Source organism: Neobacillus sp. K501, from assembly GCF_053749995.1.
In genome coordinates this window covers 185,608-204,089 of the sequence record NZ_JBSLYA010000007.1, presented here as the reverse complement: position 1 = coordinate 204,089, position 18,482 = coordinate 185,608, and the positions used below count along the sequence as shown (strand labels likewise).

General features: G+C 38.1%; 23 protein-coding genes. 17 read left to right on the top strand and 6 right to left on the bottom strand.

All coding sequences use genetic code 11. The features are described from left to right. The first annotated feature begins 73 nt into the window (after window positions 1-73). The 4 genes from ACWM35_RS16785 (at window position 74) to ACWM35_RS16770 (ending at window position 2,136) form a co-directional block, all read left to right on the top strand. Window positions 74-508, top strand: a complete 435-nt coding sequence (locus tag ACWM35_RS16785; RefSeq protein WP_454819956.1) for a DUF2085 domain-containing protein — start codon at window positions 74-76, stop codon at window positions 506-508. A gap of 12 nt (window positions 509-520) precedes the next feature. Beyond that, complete coding sequence (locus ACWM35_RS16780; RefSeq protein WP_454819954.1) at window positions 521-919, top strand: hypothetical protein; 399 nt, start codon at window positions 521-523, stop codon at window positions 917-919. A gap of 93 nt (window positions 920-1,012) precedes the next feature. Next, window positions 1,013-1,588 (top strand): GNAT family N-acetyltransferase, encoded by a 576-nt coding sequence (locus tag ACWM35_RS16775; protein WP_454819952.1) that lies wholly within the window; start codon window positions 1,013-1,015, stop codon window positions 1,586-1,588. Between the two features lie 116 nt (window positions 1,589-1,704). Beyond that, on the top strand, window positions 1,705-2,136 hold the full coding sequence (locus ACWM35_RS16770) for a VOC family protein (RefSeq protein ID WP_454819951.1): 432 nt from the start codon (window positions 1,705-1,707) through the stop codon (window positions 2,134-2,136). 112 nt (window positions 2,137-2,248) lie between these two features. Here the strand turns inward: ACWM35_RS16770 and ACWM35_RS16765 are convergent, their stop codons facing one another. Further along, a complete protein-coding gene (locus tag ACWM35_RS16765) occupies window positions 2,249-2,584 on the bottom strand; it encodes a hypothetical protein (RefSeq protein ID WP_454819950.1) in 336 nt (111 codons plus the stop codon). A gap of 251 nt (window positions 2,585-2,835) precedes the next feature. Here ACWM35_RS16765 and ACWM35_RS16760 point away from each other — a divergent pair, with 251 nt between their 5' ends. From ACWM35_RS16760 to ACWM35_RS16740, 5 genes are all read left to right on the top strand, one after another. Next, complete coding sequence (locus ACWM35_RS16760) at window positions 2,836-3,291, top strand: GNAT family N-acetyltransferase (protein ID WP_454819949.1); 456 nt, start codon at window positions 2,836-2,838, stop codon at window positions 3,289-3,291. A 123-nt stretch (window positions 3,292-3,414) separates the two neighbouring features. Next, window positions 3,415-3,909: a GNAT family N-acetyltransferase gene (locus ACWM35_RS16755; protein WP_454819948.1), complete on the top strand. Its 495-nt coding sequence runs from the start codon at window positions 3,415-3,417 to the stop codon at window positions 3,907-3,909. A gap of 38 nt (window positions 3,910-3,947) precedes the next feature. Continuing rightward, window positions 3,948-4,457 carry a GNAT family N-acetyltransferase gene (locus tag ACWM35_RS16750; RefSeq protein WP_454819946.1) on the top strand — a complete coding sequence of 170 codons (510 nt, stop codon included), beginning with the start codon at window positions 3,948-3,950 and terminating at the stop codon, window positions 4,455-4,457. Window positions 4,458-4,482: 25 nt separating this feature from the next. Next, a complete protein-coding gene (locus tag ACWM35_RS16745) occupies window positions 4,483-5,136 on the top strand; it encodes an HAD family hydrolase (protein WP_454819945.1) in 654 nt (217 codons plus the stop codon). A gap of 23 nt (window positions 5,137-5,159) precedes the next feature. Next, on the top strand, window positions 5,160-5,705 hold the full coding sequence (locus tag ACWM35_RS16740; RefSeq protein WP_454819943.1) for a GNAT family N-acetyltransferase: 546 nt from the start codon (window positions 5,160-5,162) through the stop codon (window positions 5,703-5,705). Window positions 5,706-5,746: 41 nt separating this feature from the next. Here the strand turns inward: ACWM35_RS16740 and ACWM35_RS16735 are convergent, their stop codons facing one another. Further along, window positions 5,747-6,295 (bottom strand): histidine phosphatase family protein, encoded by a 549-nt coding sequence (locus tag ACWM35_RS16735; protein ID WP_454819942.1) that lies wholly within the window; start codon window positions 6,293-6,295, stop codon window positions 5,747-5,749. Between the two features lie 79 nt (window positions 6,296-6,374). On the opposite strand from ACWM35_RS16735, the gene ACWM35_RS16730 reads away from it, so the two are divergent. After that, window positions 6,375-6,548: a hypothetical protein gene (locus ACWM35_RS16730; RefSeq protein WP_454819941.1), complete on the top strand. Its 174-nt coding sequence runs from the start codon at window positions 6,375-6,377 to the stop codon at window positions 6,546-6,548. Window positions 6,549-6,713: 165 nt separating this feature from the next. Here the strand turns inward: ACWM35_RS16730 and ACWM35_RS16725 are convergent, their stop codons facing one another. Further along, entirely contained in the window at window positions 6,714-7,220 is a 507-nt protein-coding gene (locus tag ACWM35_RS16725; protein WP_454819939.1) for a GNAT family N-acetyltransferase, read from the bottom strand. A gap of 204 nt (window positions 7,221-7,424) precedes the next feature. Between ACWM35_RS16725 and ACWM35_RS16720 the strand changes: the two genes are divergently transcribed. From ACWM35_RS16720 to ACWM35_RS16695, 6 genes are all read left to right on the top strand, one after another. Further along, window positions 7,425-8,027 (top strand): hypothetical protein, encoded by a 603-nt coding sequence (locus ACWM35_RS16720; protein WP_454819938.1) that lies wholly within the window; start codon window positions 7,425-7,427, stop codon window positions 8,025-8,027. A gap of 65 nt (window positions 8,028-8,092) precedes the next feature. Next, window positions 8,093-9,709 carry an ABC1 kinase family protein gene (locus tag ACWM35_RS16715; RefSeq protein WP_454819937.1) on the top strand — a complete coding sequence of 539 codons (1,617 nt, stop codon included), beginning with the start codon at window positions 8,093-8,095 and terminating at the stop codon, window positions 9,707-9,709. A gap of 99 nt (window positions 9,710-9,808) precedes the next feature. Continuing rightward, window positions 9,809-10,000 carry a helix-turn-helix transcriptional regulator gene (locus tag ACWM35_RS16710; RefSeq protein ID WP_454820091.1) on the top strand — a complete coding sequence of 64 codons (192 nt, stop codon included), beginning with the start codon at window positions 9,809-9,811 and terminating at the stop codon, window positions 9,998-10,000. Then, window positions 9,993-10,574, top strand: a complete 582-nt coding sequence (def, locus tag ACWM35_RS16705) for a peptide deformylase (RefSeq protein ID WP_454819936.1) — start codon at window positions 9,993-9,995, stop codon at window positions 10,572-10,574. The genes ACWM35_RS16710 and def overlap by 8 nt, the downstream gene beginning before the upstream one ends. Before the next feature lie 5 nt (window positions 10,575-10,579). Continuing rightward, on the top strand, window positions 10,580-10,999 hold the full coding sequence (locus tag ACWM35_RS16700) for a GNAT family N-acetyltransferase (RefSeq protein ID WP_454820090.1): 420 nt from the start codon (window positions 10,580-10,582) through the stop codon (window positions 10,997-10,999). Between the two features lie 507 nt (window positions 11,000-11,506). Next, entirely contained in the window at window positions 11,507-12,331 is an 825-nt protein-coding gene (locus ACWM35_RS16695) for a pentapeptide repeat-containing protein (protein ID WP_454820089.1), read from the top strand. Between the two features lie 33 nt (window positions 12,332-12,364). Here ACWM35_RS16695 and alr read toward each other — a convergent pair whose 3' ends face one another. From alr to ACWM35_RS16680, 3 genes are all read right to left on the bottom strand, one after another. Continuing rightward, window positions 12,365-13,549: an alanine racemase gene (alr, locus tag ACWM35_RS16690; RefSeq protein ID WP_454819935.1), complete on the bottom strand. Its 1,185-nt coding sequence runs from the start codon at window positions 13,547-13,549 to the stop codon at window positions 12,365-12,367. 541 nt (window positions 13,550-14,090) lie between these two features. After that, window positions 14,091-15,221, bottom strand: coding sequence for an alanine dehydrogenase (gene ald, locus ACWM35_RS16685; protein ID WP_454819934.1), 1,131 nt, complete (start codon window positions 15,219-15,221; stop codon window positions 14,091-14,093). A gap of 251 nt (window positions 15,222-15,472) precedes the next feature. After that, window positions 15,473-16,696: a PucR family transcriptional regulator gene (locus ACWM35_RS16680; RefSeq protein WP_454819933.1), complete on the bottom strand. Its 1,224-nt coding sequence runs from the start codon at window positions 16,694-16,696 to the stop codon at window positions 15,473-15,475. Window positions 16,697-17,002: 306 nt separating this feature from the next. On the opposite strand from ACWM35_RS16680, the gene ACWM35_RS16675 reads away from it, so the two are divergent. Further along, window positions 17,003-18,397, top strand: coding sequence for an amino acid permease (locus ACWM35_RS16675; RefSeq protein ID WP_454819932.1), 1,395 nt, complete (start codon window positions 17,003-17,005; stop codon window positions 18,395-18,397). The last annotated feature ends 85 nt before the right edge of the window (window positions 18,398-18,482 follow it).

Genomic DNA, 18,482 nt, shown 5'->3' with positions numbered 1-18,482 from the left:
AAAGGTGAAATAATCTTCGGCTCCATTGGCATTGTTGCCGGATTTCTGTTGTTGGTATTTATCCTTTTTTACTATGGAAATAAGAAAAAAAGAAAAAAGAAATTTGACTGTGACCTTGATTGTCCTGATTGCAATTGTGGACCAGATTTTGATTGTGATTGTGTGCCGAACTGTGATTAGATTATTGCGAGTTTTGGAGATTGTCCCTTGTCATCGAATGAAGTCTAGGAGTCTAACAATTAAAGGGTATACACTGCCACTATGTGCTAGATGTACGGGCATATTGGCAGGGTATTTATTTTTTCCAGTTTTACTGGTCATAGGATGGAATTTTCCTTTATGGCTTGGCATTCTCTTGAACTTCCCAATGGTCATCGATGGTTGGACACAAAAAAGGAAGTACCGAATGAGTAATAATCCCCTAAGATTCACCACAGGGATTATTAGCGGCTTTGGACAAAGTATTATTATAGTTAGTCTAAGTGATTTTATTATTTCAATAGTTTGATAGGAGCGGATGATGAAAAAATTAGTAAGCATTAGACTGGCAAGTAATATCATAATCACCATTAATACAATAGCCATATTGATGCATGTCCTAATTCTTTTGAAAATTTTACCTTATGATTTCGTATGGGGAGGACGATTAAAAAATGAGTCTGATTTAGTCATCTTCGAAAGCATATCGATAGTCGTCCAAGCCTTATTTATGTTAATTATTGCTATAAAAACAGGATATATTTTCAAAGGAAAGTTCAAAAGGATAGTGAATGCCGGTATATGGTTACTGTTTGGGATAATGGTGCTAAATACTATCGGCAATATAATTTCAAATTCTGGTTTAGAAACAATGGTAATGACGCCAATCACCATAGTGCTTGCGCTTTTATTATTCAGAATAGCAATTGAAGAGTATTGAAAAAAGGTTCTATTACACGATTTTTGAATTAAAAGCTAATAATTAGCACATACTTCCATCATTAAGATTTGAAATATGATGAGGAGTATTTATATGCATTGGTATGAAAAGTTAAATCAATATTTTCCAATTGAGGAAATGAAATCACGCGAGCATATGGAAACGTTATTGAAGGAGCAGCCAGATATCTATCATAAAGATGAAGGGCCAAACCATGTTTTAATGTACGCGGAACTAGATAAATTTATCTTTATTGATTACCTATTTGTTTCAAAAAATGCACGGGGTCAAGGGCTCGGCCATAAGCTCATGGAAAAAATGAAGCAAAAGGGAAAGCCAATTATCCTTGAGGTTGAGCCTATCAATTATGAAGACAGTGATACCGAAAAAAGGCTTCGATATTATAAACGTGAAGGCTTTGAGCATGCAAATTCAATTGGTTACCAGAGAAGATCATTGGCGACAAATGAGCTGAATAAAATGGAAATTCTCTATTGGGCTCCAAACAAAGAGTCGGAAGAAATGATCTTTGAAGCAATGAAAAAAACGTATGATGTGGTCCATACCTACAAAGACCACCACTTTTATGGAGAATCCTACGAGCCGGTGGAAGAAGTATTGACCTTTAATGAAGAACCTGAAAATCCAAATATTTTAAAAGATCTCTAGTGCTTTACTCCTCAAGGGGAGTGGAGTTTTTTTATTTTTGTAATAAACAGGAAAACTTTTATTTTTGTGGAATGATTATCAGATGAAGCAGCTAAAAAATCTTAGGAGGCATAATCATGAACAGGATCAACCTTATTGCGTTAGGTGTAAAAAATATTGGAGAATCTCTTAAATTTTACCGTGATGGACTAGGTTTTGAAACATCGGTAAAGGAAGAAAATCCTGAAATCGTATTTTTTAACAATGGAGGAACGAAACTAGAATTATTCCCATTAGAAGCATTAGCGAAGGATATTAATGAGCAGAATCCCCCTCAAGGACAAGGTTTCTCTGGTATCACGCTTGCCTATAATGCAAAATCGGCGGAAGAAGTGGATGAGGTGATGAAAAAAGCTGAACAAGCAGGTGCAAAGATTGTGAAATCACCGCAACGTGTTTTTTGGGGTGGCTATAGTGGTTATTTCTCTGATCCTGATGGCTACTATTGGGAAGTGGCCTATGCGGAAAGCTGGCAGTTTGATGAGAATGACATGCTAATCATTGAGTAAGCTATACTTTAACAAGAGGTAGAGCTTACCAATATAGCCAAATACATCAAAAAGGAATCATTTGTCCTCGAATGATTCCTTTTTGATGGAAAAATCCTTGAAAGGGGATCATTTATTTTGAAACTGTAACTTGATTTTTAGTTTTGCTTTTGAGCAGGAACAAGACCCACCACACTAATAAATACAAATAACCTATGATCGTAAACATAGACCAAATGGCTCCTTGTTGTAATTGACTAATTAAATGTTCAATTTCATTCATTCCTTCTGCCCTTCCAATACTGTTGATCAAACTAATGATCGGCACTGTTACAGCAAAAATAATGGCTAAAATGGACAAACTTATCATTTTTTTTCGTAGAACACTAGTTATTGCAGTTCCTAATGTTGTTAATAAAAATAAATAATATATTACCCAAGTCCAATTAGGAAGAGTCTCCCAAAGCATTTTTCCATCCCCTGTATTTATAGCATTTATAACTCCAATTCTCGGCAATTATATAACATATTTTAACAGGAATATAACCTTTATCGCAAAAACAACAATCTTTTATATATCAGGTACAGAAGAATAAATGTTGAAGCTAACCAAAGAATAGCAATTGTATTTAGAGTGGAAGATTTTCTTACATAATGCTTGAATGAAACAGAAGAAATGGATAGGATTTAATAAAAATGTATTGAGAATGGGGATCACGTATGGATATTAAAAGGGATGATTTAACTGGCCCAGAAATAGCAGAGTTGATAATGGAGCATCTTCATAATATGAGACAGATTTCTCCACCTGAAAGCACGCATGCACTTGATCTTGAGCAATTAAAAGGACCAGAAATTACTTTTTGGAGTGTCTGGGAGGGTAGGGAGTTAGTTGGTTGTGGAGCACTAAAAGAAATTGAAAGGCTTCATGGAGAAATAAAATCGATGCGTACAGCCTCAGCACATATGCGAAAAGGTGTGGCTAGAAATATGCTTCAGTATATCATCGAAGAAGCAAGGCGACGTGGCTATCAACGGCTAAGTTTAGAAACGGGATCAATGGATGATTTCGAGCCAGCAAGAAGTTTATATGCAAGCTTTGGCTTCGATTATTGTGGACCATTTGCGGATTACAAGGAAGATCCGAACAGCGTATTCATGACAAAGGAATTATAACGTTACCTCCACTGTCTTTATGACAGTTTTTTTTTTTTTGTGCGAAAATTAGCAAAAGAAGGAGAATTTTAGGAGAAGGAGAATTTATCTATGTAAGATTCGTTGTTTATAGGGGGAAATATCATGGCCGTGATAAAGGAAGGAAAGGTTTCTTTAGACTTTTATCAACCAAAGTATAAGGCTTCTTTTGAAGACTATTACCTTTCAGCAGAACAATCAAGATTTACCGGAATGCCTTTGGATCAAATAGAGATATGTCAAAATGAGGAGGCTCGTTATCCAATTGTCATCCTATTCGACGATGTGCCGGCTGGATTTTTTGTTTTACATGGGTGGGAAGGCGTTAAAGCATATAGCGAGAATAGAAAAGCCCTACTTCTACGGGCGTATTCGATTAACACCTCCTTTCAAGGAAAAAGCATTGCAACCCAATCATTACAATTGCTGCCTGAATTTGTGAAAAAACACTTTCCTGATATTAACGAGGTTATCTTAGCCGTTAATAAAATGAATGAAAGAGCTCAGTATGTATATAAGCTATGTGGATTTCAAGATAAGGGTATTCGTGCCATGGGGAAAATAGGAGAAATGTATATATTTCATATGAATCTTGAATAATTGTATAAATGGTGACAGGCACCGAGAGGGGAATGAAGATGATACATATTAGGAAAGCTGATCCCACCCATGTTCAGGGGATTGCAAATGTTTGTTCAGCTGGTTATCGGGCGACGTATTCGGAAACGCATACGAAAGAATATATTGAGAGAATGATAAAAGAGTTTTATAACATGGAGAGGATAGTAAGCGAAGTGACGAATACGAGCAGGGAGTGGGGCGGTTATTTTGTAGCGGTGGAAAATAATGAGGTGATTGGTGCAGGCGGGGGAGGCATGATTGCTGCTAATACGGCGGAAATTTTTGTATTATACCTCGATCCTGATCGCCGTAATGAGGGGATTGGGACAAAGTTATTAGAAGTAATTACGAATCAGCAGAAGGAAGAATTCCAGGCAACAGAGCAGTGGGTTTCTGTCCAAAAAGGAAATCATAAGGGCATTCCCTTTTATGAAGCAAAAGGGTTTGTTTTTAAACAGGAACAAAGAGGTTTTGGAAATGCAGGGGACGAAAACTATACTTCATTGCGGTATTTCCGTCATATTTAGACTTAAAGGTATATGGGGAGATTAAGTGATAAAAGCAGTCATATTCGATCTTGATGGAACCTTGCTAGACAGAGATAAATCTGTGATAGATTTTATTAAATGCCAATATAGCAGGAAAATAGCAGGTAATGTTCCAAAAAAACAATATATTTCGAGATTTATTGAGTTAGATAATCATGGGTATACATGGAAGGATAAAGTGTATCAGCAATTAGTCAAGGAATTTAATCTAAAGCTTACTTGGGAGGATCTATTACAAGATTATCTATCTGAATTTAAGCATCATTGTGTCCCATTTCCTAATCTCATCAGGATGTTAGAGGATTTAAAAAGCAGGAATTTGAGCTTAGGGATGATTACCAATGGGAAGGGAAAGTTCCAAATGGACAATATCGAGGCTCTTGCGATAGTAAAGTATTTTGATACGATTGCCATTTCTGAATGGGAAGGAATAAAAAAGCCGGACCCGCAGATTTTTATACGGACTTTGGAGCGTCTTGGATTTTCTCCCGAAGAATCAATCTTTGTTGGTGACCATCCTGAAAATGATGTAAAGGCGGCTCAAAATATAGGGATGAAGGCAATTTGGAAAAGAGACATTCATTGGCACAATGTTGAAGTCGATATTATTATTCATGACCTGGCGGAAATCCCTTTAATCTTAGAAAATGTAAACTAAAACAATTGGAAAGGAACAAAAGCATGTTCAAATTACCAATAAATCAAGATATTCATTTACAGTTATTATTGCCTAAGGATGCAGAAATTCTTGTTTCTGCTCTTAAAGAAAATCAAGATCACCTGAAACAGTGGCTGATTTGGGCAGTAGAATTACCAAGTATTTATGATTATCAAACAAAAATTATTCCATCATGGCTGCAAAAACTAGCTGATAACAATGGATTTGAAGTGGGAATTTTTTTCAAAAATACTTTGGTTGGAATGATTGGCCTCCACTATATTGATTGGAAAAATAAGACTACAGAAATTGGCTATTGGATTAGCGAAGCCTATCAAGGAAAAGGAATTATCACTAATACTGTCCAAGCGCTGACGGATTACTGTTTCGATGAACTCCAGTTGAACCGGGTCATGATTCGAGCAGCTGCAGAAAATAAAAAAAGCTGTGCGATTCCAAAACGCTTGGGCTTTATCCATGAGGGAATCACAAGAGAGGCCCAATTTTTACACGGCAGCTACCATGATCTTGTATGCTACAGCATACTGCGAAAGGATAGAGCCATATAAAAAATGCTTGTGCCATTCACAAGCATTTTTTTGTATTGAACTTAACTAATTTCATTCCATACTCTTTCAACTTTCACGTTATTACTTTCATACGTTAATAAATACACGTCTGGATTGCTTAGATTTTTCCATTCATCAAATCCAAAATCATCATTAAAATACTTCAACAGCAGGGCCATTAAATTCCCGTGGGTAACAATAATGCTATTGTTAGCTTCACTGTTGAATACAGCTTCGACAACCTCGATGATTCGATTCAATGCTTCTTGGCTGGACTCTCCACCTTCAAATTTCAATTCCAACTCATCAAAAGATACTCTTAATTTCTCAAACCAGTCAGGGAGGTTCTCTGTGCTGAGGACACGTTCTGATAGTTGACTATTAATCTCTATCTCAACCTTTAATCGGTTTGCAAGAGGCTGGATGGATTGGATCGCACGCTGAAATGGACTAGAAATTATCTGGTCGATTTTTATGTCAGAAAAAAATTCAGCTAAATGGAAAGCTTGATTCCGACCTTGTTCTGTTAGTTGAGCTTCGGCAGGTTGTCCCTCTGCCTCACAATGCCTAATAAGATAAATTTTCTTCATAAAATCACTCCAAATGTTGATATCTGAATGTTCGAACTATATATATTCTATAATAAAATGCTTAAAAGGAGTGAACGCGATGCTTTGGTTACTAATGATTTTTGTCCTGTTGATTTTAGCATTTGCATTATTTATTGATTGGAGACGTAAGAGAAACAATAATAATCCTCAAACACCAATAAATCCAAACGCTAAACCAGGAGATAGTTCTAACTATATGATGGGGGATAACAAATATACAGGAGGAATTTAATAATCTTTTAATTTTATTAAATTAGGTAAGTAATACTATTTTAGTATAAATCTTACACATTTTGGGGTGGATAAAAAAGGAGAACTGGGCCTGAATGTTGAATATTTTGGAAGGGAAAAAGTGATGCAGCGTTAGCCCAGTTGAAGGAATATCGAATTGAAAATTTTATTCAGATGTATATAATTTTAACTCCTCCGATTCAGGAGGTAGTACCAAGAAACGGTCAAATTTCATGCCGATTTTTTCAAGCAACCTGGATGAAACATGGTTGTCCTTAGAGGTGATCGCTACAATTCGCTTGAGGTTTAGCTTGTTAAGCCCATACTCCATCGTAGCGGAGGCTGCTTCAAAGCCATACCCTTGTGATTGGAAGCCTGATAGGAAAGCAAAACCAATATCGACATCTTCTAAGGAAGCTCTTTTGATCAAGCCGCACATGCCAATAGGGATATTTCCATCCTTTCGTTCTACCAAATAAAGCCCAAAACCCAGTCGAGAGTACATGTCCATTGGCCCTGTTAAAATATAGTTTCGTGCATCTTCAAGCGTTCGCACACCTTTATCACCGATAAAACGTAACCATGTTGGTTCATTTACTAGTTTGAGAATAAAGGCTGCATCATCTGCCGATAGCTTTCGAAGGATTAATCTGTCGGTTTCCATAACCTTCACTTCATAACACCTCATCTTCACCTATTTAATCTGTACATTTTACCTGTTTCAAGCTGCCAGCTCAATTAATTTCAAGAAAAAGTTTTATTCTCCGAGTCCGATGGGTATAAAACTATTAAAAATGTCATAAAAAATACCATAAATTCGAAACCTTTTACAGACTCAAACGTCTTATATCTAAAGGGTAATCTGGGGGGAGAATACATGAAAAGGAAACGTTTTACTCTCATTTCTTTGTCACTACTAATTATCATGTTAAGCGCCTGTCAAAAGGAAGGTTCTCAAAGCCAAGGGGATCCTATTCAAGATCCAAAAGTAGAATCCGCAGTGGTCGAAGAATCTGTGGCGGAGACAAATCATTCTGTAAAAGAAAATGATGAGGTAAAACCACTCCCAGTACAGGGCTCAACAGAAAAAGATAAGGTATCGGCTAATCCGCCAGACATTGCCCCTCAAGATAAGATTAAGATTGATGGGTATGAGTACCACCTTATAATGGATGAGGCCGTTTATCCAAATTTAATCAATCTTATATCTGCCGTTAAAAACTACGGGGCCCAATTATATGGAATTTCCTTCAGTGATGTTTTTGCGATATTAAAAGATGGTAAAACCATTGCCCATATGTCTTCCGGGTATAAATCAGTATTGCCTGAACATGCAGATATGATTAAAGCGATGTTCTCGGAAGAATATTCAGGTATTCAAGAGGATATTGATTATGTCCTAAAAAATAATGCCCCAGTGGAAAAAGAATTTTACTCAATTTCACTAAACAATGGCTGGCTCGAAATCAATTATATGTAAAGGCTGCTCCCTGCAGTCTTTTTTGTTTCAAAAAGTATATGTAAAACGAAATGAGAGGGCTAGGCATGAAAACAGAAAGCAAAATGAGGAGAATGAGAAAAATCCTTTCCATGTATTTTATCATCTTCCTGAAAATTTATTTGTATAAGCTTCTGAGGAAATCACCAGAGGAGTGGGATAAACTCTGGGGCGAAATAGGGAAACGGTATCGAAAAACACTCTTTGAATTAGAAGGTTTGCTCATTAAAGTAGGCCAAATATTAAGCACGCGGGCTGATTTACTGCCCCAATCCTTTATCCGTCAAATCGAAGATCTGACAGACAATGTCCCGCCTTCAAAATGGACTGAAATTGAGGTCATTCTTAAAAGGGAATTGGGCCAATCTTATCAGCAGCAATTTCTTTCGATCGAAAAAACGGCTGTTGCTTCCGCATCAATTGGCGAGGTTTATAAAGGTGTGCTGCAAGATGGAACTGAGGTGGCGATTAAAGTGAAGCGACCAAATATAGATTCCATTGTCCAAACGGACTTTCGGATATTAGCCATTGTGATTTGGTTTGCAGACCATATCGTGCCGATACCAAAAGGGTTCATCAATTTTAAAGTCCTGTTCAAGGAGCTTAAACAGGTGATTGAACAAGAGCTTGATTATTCAAAGGAGCTTAATAGCATCGTGACCTTTAAGGAGCGATTTAAAGATCTGGATGTCGTTCAAATACCAGATGTGTATCCAGAACTGAGTTCTTCCAATGTCCTAGTAATGGAATGGATCGAGGGGGCAAGGCTAACCGATACGGCTATGATTGATCAATTACCCTTAAGCCGTCATGAGCTAGGGCAAAGATTGATCAAGGTATTTCTGCCGCAATGGCTGGAGCCCGGTTTATTCCATGCCGACCCCCATCCTGGAAATGTCCTAATCTCTAACGAAGGCAAAATCATTTTACTTGATTTTGGCATGATTGGAGAAATCAGCAAAAAGGATGCCAGTTATTTTCAAGGCTTGATTGAAAGCTTTCTTTCGAAAAACTACTCAAAAGCAGTGGATTGTCTGTTTCAATTAGGCTTTTTACTCCCTGGGGCAGATTCAAGAACGATTGAAAGATTATTAGCGGAGTTCACTTCTTTCCAGCCTTCGCAATTAAAGGAAACTGACCTGCTTGCTTTAAAAATGGAAATGAATGACTTGATTCGTGCGCTGCCAATCCAGGTTCCAACTAGATTTGTCTTCCTAGGCCGTTCATTCGTTACGATTGAGGGAATTATCCGAAATTTAGCTCCTGAGGAGGAATTGATGGACTTAGGGAAACCAGTCTTTTTGGAGTGGCTAAACAAACAAGGCAATAACAAATGGTCAATGGTGTGGCAATGGCTTCAATCACAGCCAGTCTTTAAGTTGCTGCATTCAGTAACAGAATTTTTACAAGCACCTCAAAAATTAGAGCATGCAAAAGAAACAGAACAAAGAAGGCAATTCCAATTTACGATTTTTGAGAATACGAAAAAGCAATTATTTCAATTAACATTACTTGGGATAATAGGTATCTTTGTTGGAATCTATACCTCCCATTCATTCGTTCAGAACTTGTCTACAGGAGTCACCACTGCAACTGTGGTTGGATATATCATTTGTAGTTACAAACAGAAAAAGTGGTTGAAGTATATGCATGAAAAACGTTAGATAAAGAAAAGTGAAAATTTAGATGTCCAAAACACTGGACATTTTTTTATTGGTGTTTTACGATTAATGTCAAATGTTTTAGACAAAAGTGGTGATTATTTGAAGAACTTTATGAAGGAATTACGAAAAAAGTTAGGGATTACACAAGACACACTTGCTAAGGAGTGTGGTGTGGTGAGGCAAACGATAAATTGTATTGAGAATGATAAATACGACCCGACGCTGGAATTAGCGTTTAAGATTGCAAAAGTGTTAAATAAGAGAGTTGATGAGGTGTTTATTTATGAGTAAGTTCAACATGAATTACTTGATAACGATGAAAGATATCGTGAGAGAAGGGGCGCCAGTATTAAGAAAAAAGACGACTGAAGTGAATATCCCTGTTTCGGACGAAGATAAGGAAATATTACTTTGCATGCTTCAATATTTGAAAAACAGTCAAACCCCGGCAATTGCGAAAAAATATAATCTGCGGCCGGGTTCAGGCTTATCAGCGAATCAAATCGGCCTTGATAAAAGAATGTTTGCAGCACTTTTTCCAAATGAAAAGAATGAATATCAAGAACTAATGTTGATCAATCCCAAAGTCATCAGCCATTCCATGAATATGGTGTATCTGCCTGAGGGGGAAGGTTGCCTTTCGGTCGATCGAGAAGTGAAGGGGTTTGTACCGAGATATGAAAGGATTAAAGTGAAAGCGTACGATATAACGGGGAAAGAAATCGTTTATCGCTTTAAGGGATATGGTGCCATCGTGGTTCAGCATGAAATCGATCATTTAAATGGCATCATGTTTTATGATCATATCAACAAGGTAAACCCGTTTTCACTGCCACAGAGTGTTGAGATCCAGAGCTTATATTAGGGGTGATAAGTATGGAGATTCTTAGTGATATTTCAAAGGCAAACCTAGATGAAATGCTAGATATATACGCTTCTGTCGGTTGGTCGAAACATACTAAAGAGATTATTCAGCAAGTTTTCGAGGCTAGTAATGTCTTCGCTTTGGCCACGGTAGATGGCCGAATTATTGGGATTGGTAGAGCAATGTCAGATGGTGTTTTTAATGCCGCTATCTATGACGTTGTGGTACATCAGGATTTTCAAAAACAAGGTATCGCTAGAAAAATCATGGAATATTTACTCGAGGAGCTTCGTGATGTATCCTGTGTTCATTTAATTTCTACTACTGGTAATGAAGAATTCTATCGGAAACTAGGATTAAAAACGATTAAGACCGGTATGGCTAGGTATTTAAATCCGAAGCTAATGGATGAGTATTTGGAGTAGGACCCACCTTGTTTGTTCTATATGCCCGAAAATGCGTTGGAGCCAAGAAACCGGTCACGTAGAGGGGCTATATGTGCCCGAAAAACATAGGAACCCGGGAATCGGTAATATAGAAGGGTTCTATGTGCCCGAAAAAACATAGGAACCCAGGAATCGGTAGCATAAAAGGGTTCTATGTGTCCGAAAAAAGATAGAAACTCAGGAATCGGTAACATAGTAGGGTTCTATGTGCCCGAAAAAACATAGAAACCCAGGAACCGGTAACATAGAAGGGTTCTATGTGCCCGAAAAAACATAGAAACCCAGGAACCGGTAACATAGAAGGGCTCTATGTGCCCGAAAAAACATAGGAATCCAGGAATCGGTAATATAGAAGGGTTCTATGTGCCCGAAAAACAGCGGAACCCCATAAGCCGGTAACATAAAGTTGCTCTGATTTATCATACGATGGTATTTTGTTATATTCTTAGGTTATAAAGGAAGTGAAATATATTGTCTAATCAATTAATGAGCACTACCGATCATCTTAATCATTTAAAGGCAGATTGTGAAAGCTGTTTTGGCCTGTGCTGTGTCGCTTTGCCTTATGCAAAATCCGCTGATTTTGCTTTTGATAAAGATGGAGGTACTCCTTGTTCGAACTTACAAGCAGATTATCGCTGTGGAATTCATAGTAATCTTAGAAATAAAGGGTTTCGCGGCTGTACGGTATATGAATGCTTTGGGGCCGGCCAAAAGGTGTCTCAATTTACCTATGAAGGAAATGACTGGCGGGAAAATCCAAAATCAGCAAAAGAAATGTTTGAAGTATTTCCTATTATGCAGCAACTTCATGAAATGCTCTATTACTTAAATGAAGCACTAAGTATAGAAGCTACTAAATCAATTCATAAAGAGTTGCAGACAGCAATTAAAGATACAGAAAAACTAACAGCACTAAGTGCAATAGAAATTGTCGACCTTAATGTACCAGCACATAGAGCGAACGTAAATGAATTACTTTTACAAACTAGTGACCTGGTTCGAGCTAAATTTCCTCCTAAGAAAAATAAAATTGGCAGAGGTAGTGACCTCCTTGGTGCAAAGCTTAAACGTGCAGACTTAAAAGGTGCTAATTTAAGAGGAGCGTTGCTGATAGCTGCTGATCTAAGAGAAGCGGACATGAGAGGAACCGATTTAATCGGGGCTGATTTAAGAGACGCTAATCTAAGTGGTGCAAATCTCTCCGGTAGTATTTTTCTCACTCAAGCCCAGGTTAACTCGGCGAATGGGGATATTTATACTAAATTACCGACTCATTTAAACACTCCTGCTCATTGGAAAAAGGTTTAAAAATAGGAAACCCCGCCACATATGGCGGGGTTTTTATGCGAATTCAAGCTGGGTAGTTTGAAGTTCAAGTTGTTCGATTTCATTGGTAGTATAGATTCGTGGAACCCGTTTGCCAATTAAACAAACGACTTCATAATTAATCGTGCCCATAAGATTGGAAATTTCATCAATCGACTGAAACGATTCATCGTTATTCCCGAAAATCGTGACCACATCCCCCTGATGGCAGCCGGGTACACTTGAAACATCTATCATCGTTTGGTCCATACAAACACGACCTGTCACTGAAACTTTTTCTCCGTGCAATAGGAAATGTCCTCGATTAGAAAGGAGTCTAGAAAGACCATCTGCATAACCGATTGGCAGGGTTGCAATCAAACTGTCACTGGTGGGTGCAAAGGTACATCCATAGCTAATCGGCTGTGACTTCGAAACCATTTTAAGTGAAGCGATTTTTGTTTTAAGTGTCATTGCCTGCTGCAGTTGGATCGAATGGTTCTTTAGAGAAGCATCAGGATAGAGCCCGTATAGTCCAATTCCCACCCGGACCATATCAAGATGCATTTCTGGAAAATTCATTGTTCCAGCACTATTACAGCAATGTTTTAATGGAATCGAAATATTTTGAGAATTTAAATCAGATATGACTGTCTGGAATTGCGTGTACTGCTTAAATGTATATGTAGGATCTTCATTGTCCGCATTTGCAAAATGGGTAAATACTCCCTTGAGAATAATATTTTTCGAAATCAAAGCTTTTCTAGCCAAATAAATGGCCTCATCACTGGTTTGAATCCCAATCCTTGACATACCCGTATCGACTTTAAGATGAATGGATACTGATGTTTGCAGCTGTTCCGATTGGTTAATAATCTCGTCCAGCACATCTTCGGAAAACACTGCTAGATCTACGTTTGCTAGAATAGCATGTCTAATCGATCGAATGGGCGTATATCCCAGTACAAGAATTGGCTGAGTAATTCCTGCTTCTCTTAGTTGTATCGCCTCATCCAAAATAGCGACTCCTAAGTAGTCAGCCCCAGCCTCCAATGCCGCTTGTGCAACAGGAACGGCACCGTGACCGTAGCCATCCGCCTTCACGACAGCCATGATTTTTACAGCTTCTCCAATAAACCCCTTATATTGCATCGTATTATGCTTTACCGCGTCTAAAGAAATTTCTGCCCATGTATCTCGGTAGCTTTGCTGATCCGCCATAATTCCCCCCGAATATTATTGATACGAGATTGGTTCTATCCCCATTCATAGAACCAAAACTAACGAAAAATCTAGCAAAAGTGGTTCTATAAAGCGTTCATAGAACCAAACCTAACGGAAAATCTAGTAAAAGTGGTTCTATAAAGCATTCATAGAACTAAACCTAATGAAAAATCTAGCAAAAGTGGTTCTATCCCCCCTGCAAAGAACCAATGCTTTAAAAAAATCCCTCAAGAATTAACTTGAGGGACGTTTTATTAAAATAAGAAAGCATATAATTCGACTTTGAGAATTGTCCAGCTCCAGCGCCTAGGGGCTCGGGTCATAAGCTTGTCTAGTTCCGGCTCCTTGGGACTCGAGTCGTAAGCCGCCCACTAAATGAAGGCAAAAAGCGCCTTCTTTCAGTGTTCGTCTTACGCCTGCGTCCCAGGCCAGTCGCCTCCACTTTTCGGTCGATCCGTCAAGAAGGTTAAAAAGCAACCTTCTCGCCGGCTCGTCTTATGCTTGTCGCCCCTGGACAAGGCGTTTACGCTTTTCTTATTTAGTTAGCGGCTAATTCTTTTTCCAGTGCTGTTTCAACTGGTACATATTGATAGTTAAGGTCACGTGCAACTGCTTCGTAAGTGATTTCGCCGTTTGCTACGTTTACACCAAGCTTTAATGCTGGGTTCTCAGAAACTGCTTTAACTACACCTTTGTTCGCAATTTGAAGCGCGTAAGGAACGGTTACGTTTGTTAATGCCATTGTAGATGTTCTTGGAACCGCACCAGGCATGTTCGCAACAGAGTAGTGAACCACACCGTATTTTTCGAATGTTGGGTTGTCGTGAGTTGTAACGTGATCGATGGTTTCAACGCTTCCGCCTTGGTCGATCGCTACGTCAACGATGACAGAACCTGGCTTCATCGCTTTAACCATTTCTTCTGTTACAAGCTTAGGCGCTTTTGCTCCTGGAATTAATACGGCACCGATTACTAAGTCTGCTTCCTTAACCGCGTCTGCGATGTTGAAAGGATTAGACATTAATGTTTTGATTTGATTTCCGAAAATATCATCTAGGTAACGAAGACGATCTGCGCTTAGGTCGATGATTGTTACATCTGCACCAAGACCAATAGCCATTTTTGCAGCGTTTGTTCCAACAATACCACCGCCGACGATTGTTACTTTACCACGGCTTACCCCTGGAACACCTGCAAGCAGGATGCCCATACCACCGTTTACTTTTTGTAGATACTGTGCACCGATTTGTGCGGACATACGACCAGCAACTTCACTCATAGGTGTAAGAAGTGGAAGTGTACGGTTAACTGAAACGGTTTCGTATGCAATCGCAATTACACCGCTGTCTTTAAGTGCTTGTGCTAAAGCTGGTTCAGCTGCTAAATGTAAATATGTGAATAATACTAAACCTGAACGGAAGTATTTATACTCGCTTTCAAGAGGCTCTTTTACCTTCATAACCATTTCTGCTGCCCAAACATCAGAAGCTAATTCGATGATTTCAGCGCCAGCTTGAGCATACGCTTCATCCGTGAAACCGCTTCCAAGACCAGCCTCTTTTTCGATTAATACTTTATGACCTGCTTGTACAAATGAAACAACTCCTGCTGGAGTAAGTGCTACACGATTTTCATTATTTTTTATTTCCTTAGGAACACCAATAATCATTTTATTTCCTCCTTAGAAAACTGTTGTGTTTTGTTGTGACTTTAGAATAAACCTTTTAAAATTATTTTTCTTTGTTTAGATAGGAGAAACCGAAGGATTCCATTTGTGGAATTTCACAAAACGTTCACATTTATCCTTGATAAATAAGGATTTTTGAAAGGGTTTACATTTTTTAAAAACGAATAGATAGTTTTGTTGAAAAATTCAAACAAAAAGGCCGCAGTCAAGTATGATAAACCGCGGCCTCCGTCTTATTTGAATTTTTCGAGCTTAAGATCTAAAAATAGGGTGATTTTCTGATTTGGATCTTTTAAATTGATCTCGCCGATTTCGGATATACGCTTAAGACGATACGTCAATGTGTTGGTATGAACATTTAACGCTTTTGCAGCTTCGTGTACATTGCCATCTTTGTTTAAATATACTTCCAATGTTTCCACAAGATCAGAGTTGTTCTTCTTATCATATTCATGAAGCATTTGGAGAGAGTAGTTATCAAAGTGGTCTTTTTCTACTTTGTCTAATAGAACATTAATGTACTTGTAAATTCCTAAGCTTTGATAGCCATGGAGTTCCTTTGCTTCATTTGGGAACTTTTCTTTTATGGTAATCACAGATCGCGCTTCACGATATGCTTTTTCAACTTTTAAATAATCACTATAGATACTGCTGAAGCTTTGTACAATCTTTCTAATCCCAAAACGGTCTTTCATTTTATGAACAAACAACTCACAAAACGTATTTAATTTTTCAACCGGCTGAGACAAAGCATCAAGAGAAATCAATAAAATTAACTGTTGGTGATCAATGGTATGAAGTAATAATTTAGGCTGCTGTATCGTTTTTAAAAGATAGGCAATATTCTTTTCATCGTCCCTTGTTACATCCTTTGCAAATTGAAACACGGTAACAGCAAAAAACGATGGAGGATTAATTTGTAATGAATGAAACTTATCAATAATTGCTTCTTTGGATGACAGATGACTTGTTAGCAGCTGCCAGAAAAACTCTTGATATTGTTCCTCTTTTTTATTTTTACGAGTTTGTACTTGTATCAGTTTATTTTTAGTGGCATCTGCAGCCCGTTTTAACCATTGTAGATCTTCATCATCTAATGTCTTTTCAATTTCTAAAGCCCAAATGAAACCAAGTACTTCATCATTTTTCCAAACGGAGACAGCGACTCGGTTTCCTAAGCCAATATCATCCACTGTTTTAACCCGAATAGGGTCCCGACTCTTTAATAGGGAGGGGATCACGCCTTCTTTCCATAAGGAATTGATGACCTTTTCTGGGACACGTCTGCCGATAATCGTTGCAATTCTTGCTGGATCAGTTCGATCATCATGGGTACTATAGGCAAGAAGGCGATGGTTTGCATCTTCAATCGTAATCGGGCATCTAAGCACTTCACTTATCATGTCGGCGAATTCTTCTAGACTCTCAAAACTGGTACGAAAAGGGTCATTTTTCAACTCTATCAAACCTTTCTGTTGTTTTCTGAAAGTTGAGATTGTGTATTGTGTAACATATTTGTTAAAATAAACAATATTCTCGTAAAATATTTGTAGCTATACTACAATACTTATTTGTTCACAAATATGTTATATTGTTGTTGAAAAGTTTTCACATTTATCCTAAAGTAATAAATTGAAAACGCTACCATCCATAAAAGATTAGGAGGATATTATTTTAAAAGAAATAATATTTTTCGCTTATCTATTTTATCTTTTATTAGGAAAAAGTGAAACAGGAAAATGAATAATTCAAGGGGTGGAAGAATGCAAAATAATCAAAATCAGCTGCAAAGAGGTTTAGAAGAAAGACATATTACGCTAATGTCACTAGGTGCTGCAATTGGGGTAGGACTATTTCTTGGGTCAGCATCTGCGATAAAGCTTGCCGGACCTGGTATTATCCTTGGTTATGCATTTGCTGGAATGATTATGTTCTTTATTATGAGAGCACTAGGAGAAATGGCCATTCAAAAACCAGTTGCCGGTTCTTTCAGTCAATATGCTCGAGATTATTTAGGTGCATTACCAGGGTTCTTAACAGGCTGGAATTATTGGTTCTTATGGGTTGTTACCTGTATGGCGGAAATTACCGCGGCCGGGATTTACATGGAGTACTGGTTCCCAAGCGTACCTCGCTGGATCTGGGCGCTGGCTGCCTTAGTAATTATGGCTGCTGTTAACTTCCTAAATGTTAAAGCTTATGGTGAACTTGAATTCTGGTTTGCATTAATTAAGATTGTAACCATCATATTCATGATTGTTAGTGGGATCGGAATGATTGCTTTTGGTATTGGTAATGGCGGAATTGCGACTGGTATCAGCAACCTCTGGGAGAATGGGGGAATACTTCCAAACGGAATTACTGGTGTATTAATGTCTTTACAAATGGTTATGTTTGCGTTTTTAGGGATTGAAATGATCGGAATTACTGCAGGGGAAGTTAAGAATCCTGAAAAAACACTTTCCCGCGCAATTGATACTGTTTTCTGGCGAATTCTTATTTTCTACGTGGGTGCATTGTTTGTCATCATGTCCATTTATCCATGGACTGAAATCGGTTCGCAAGGAAGCCCATTCGTCTTAACTTTTGACAAGCTTGGAATCCCTGCCGCAGCAGGAATCATTAACTTTGTAGTATTAACGGCTGCACTTTCTTCATGTAATGGGGGAATTTTTAGTACAGCCCGTATGTTATTTAACTTAGCAGAAAATGGCGAGGCACCAAAGAAATTAGGAACAGTTAACAAAAATGGTGTTCCAAGTTCGGCGGTTTTAGTCACTGCAGGTGCACTATTAGTGGGTGTTGTTCTTAACTATTTAGTACCAGCAAAAGTATTTACTTGGGTAACAGCAATTTCAACATTCGGTGCGATTTGGACATGGTCGATGATTCTTCTATCCCAAATAAAGTATCGTAAAGGCTTAACGAAAGAGCAAATGGGAGGCTTAAAATATAAGATGCCGCTATTCCCATTCACATCTTACTTCGCTTTAGCGTTCTTAATTCTAGTTGTTGGTTTAATGGCATACTTCCCAGATACAAGAATCGCATTAATCGTAGGTCCGCTATGGCTCGGGATTTTAGTCGCCTTCTATTATGGCAAGGGGTATCATAAAAGAGGAAAAGCAGAGCAAGAGAGCGTTCGTAAAGCAGTATAATAGAAAAGAGCATGGTTTTGGTGTTGATAGTGCCAAAAACATGCTCTTTTTTTGTCCTTTTCATTGTATTGGAATAGATGTAATT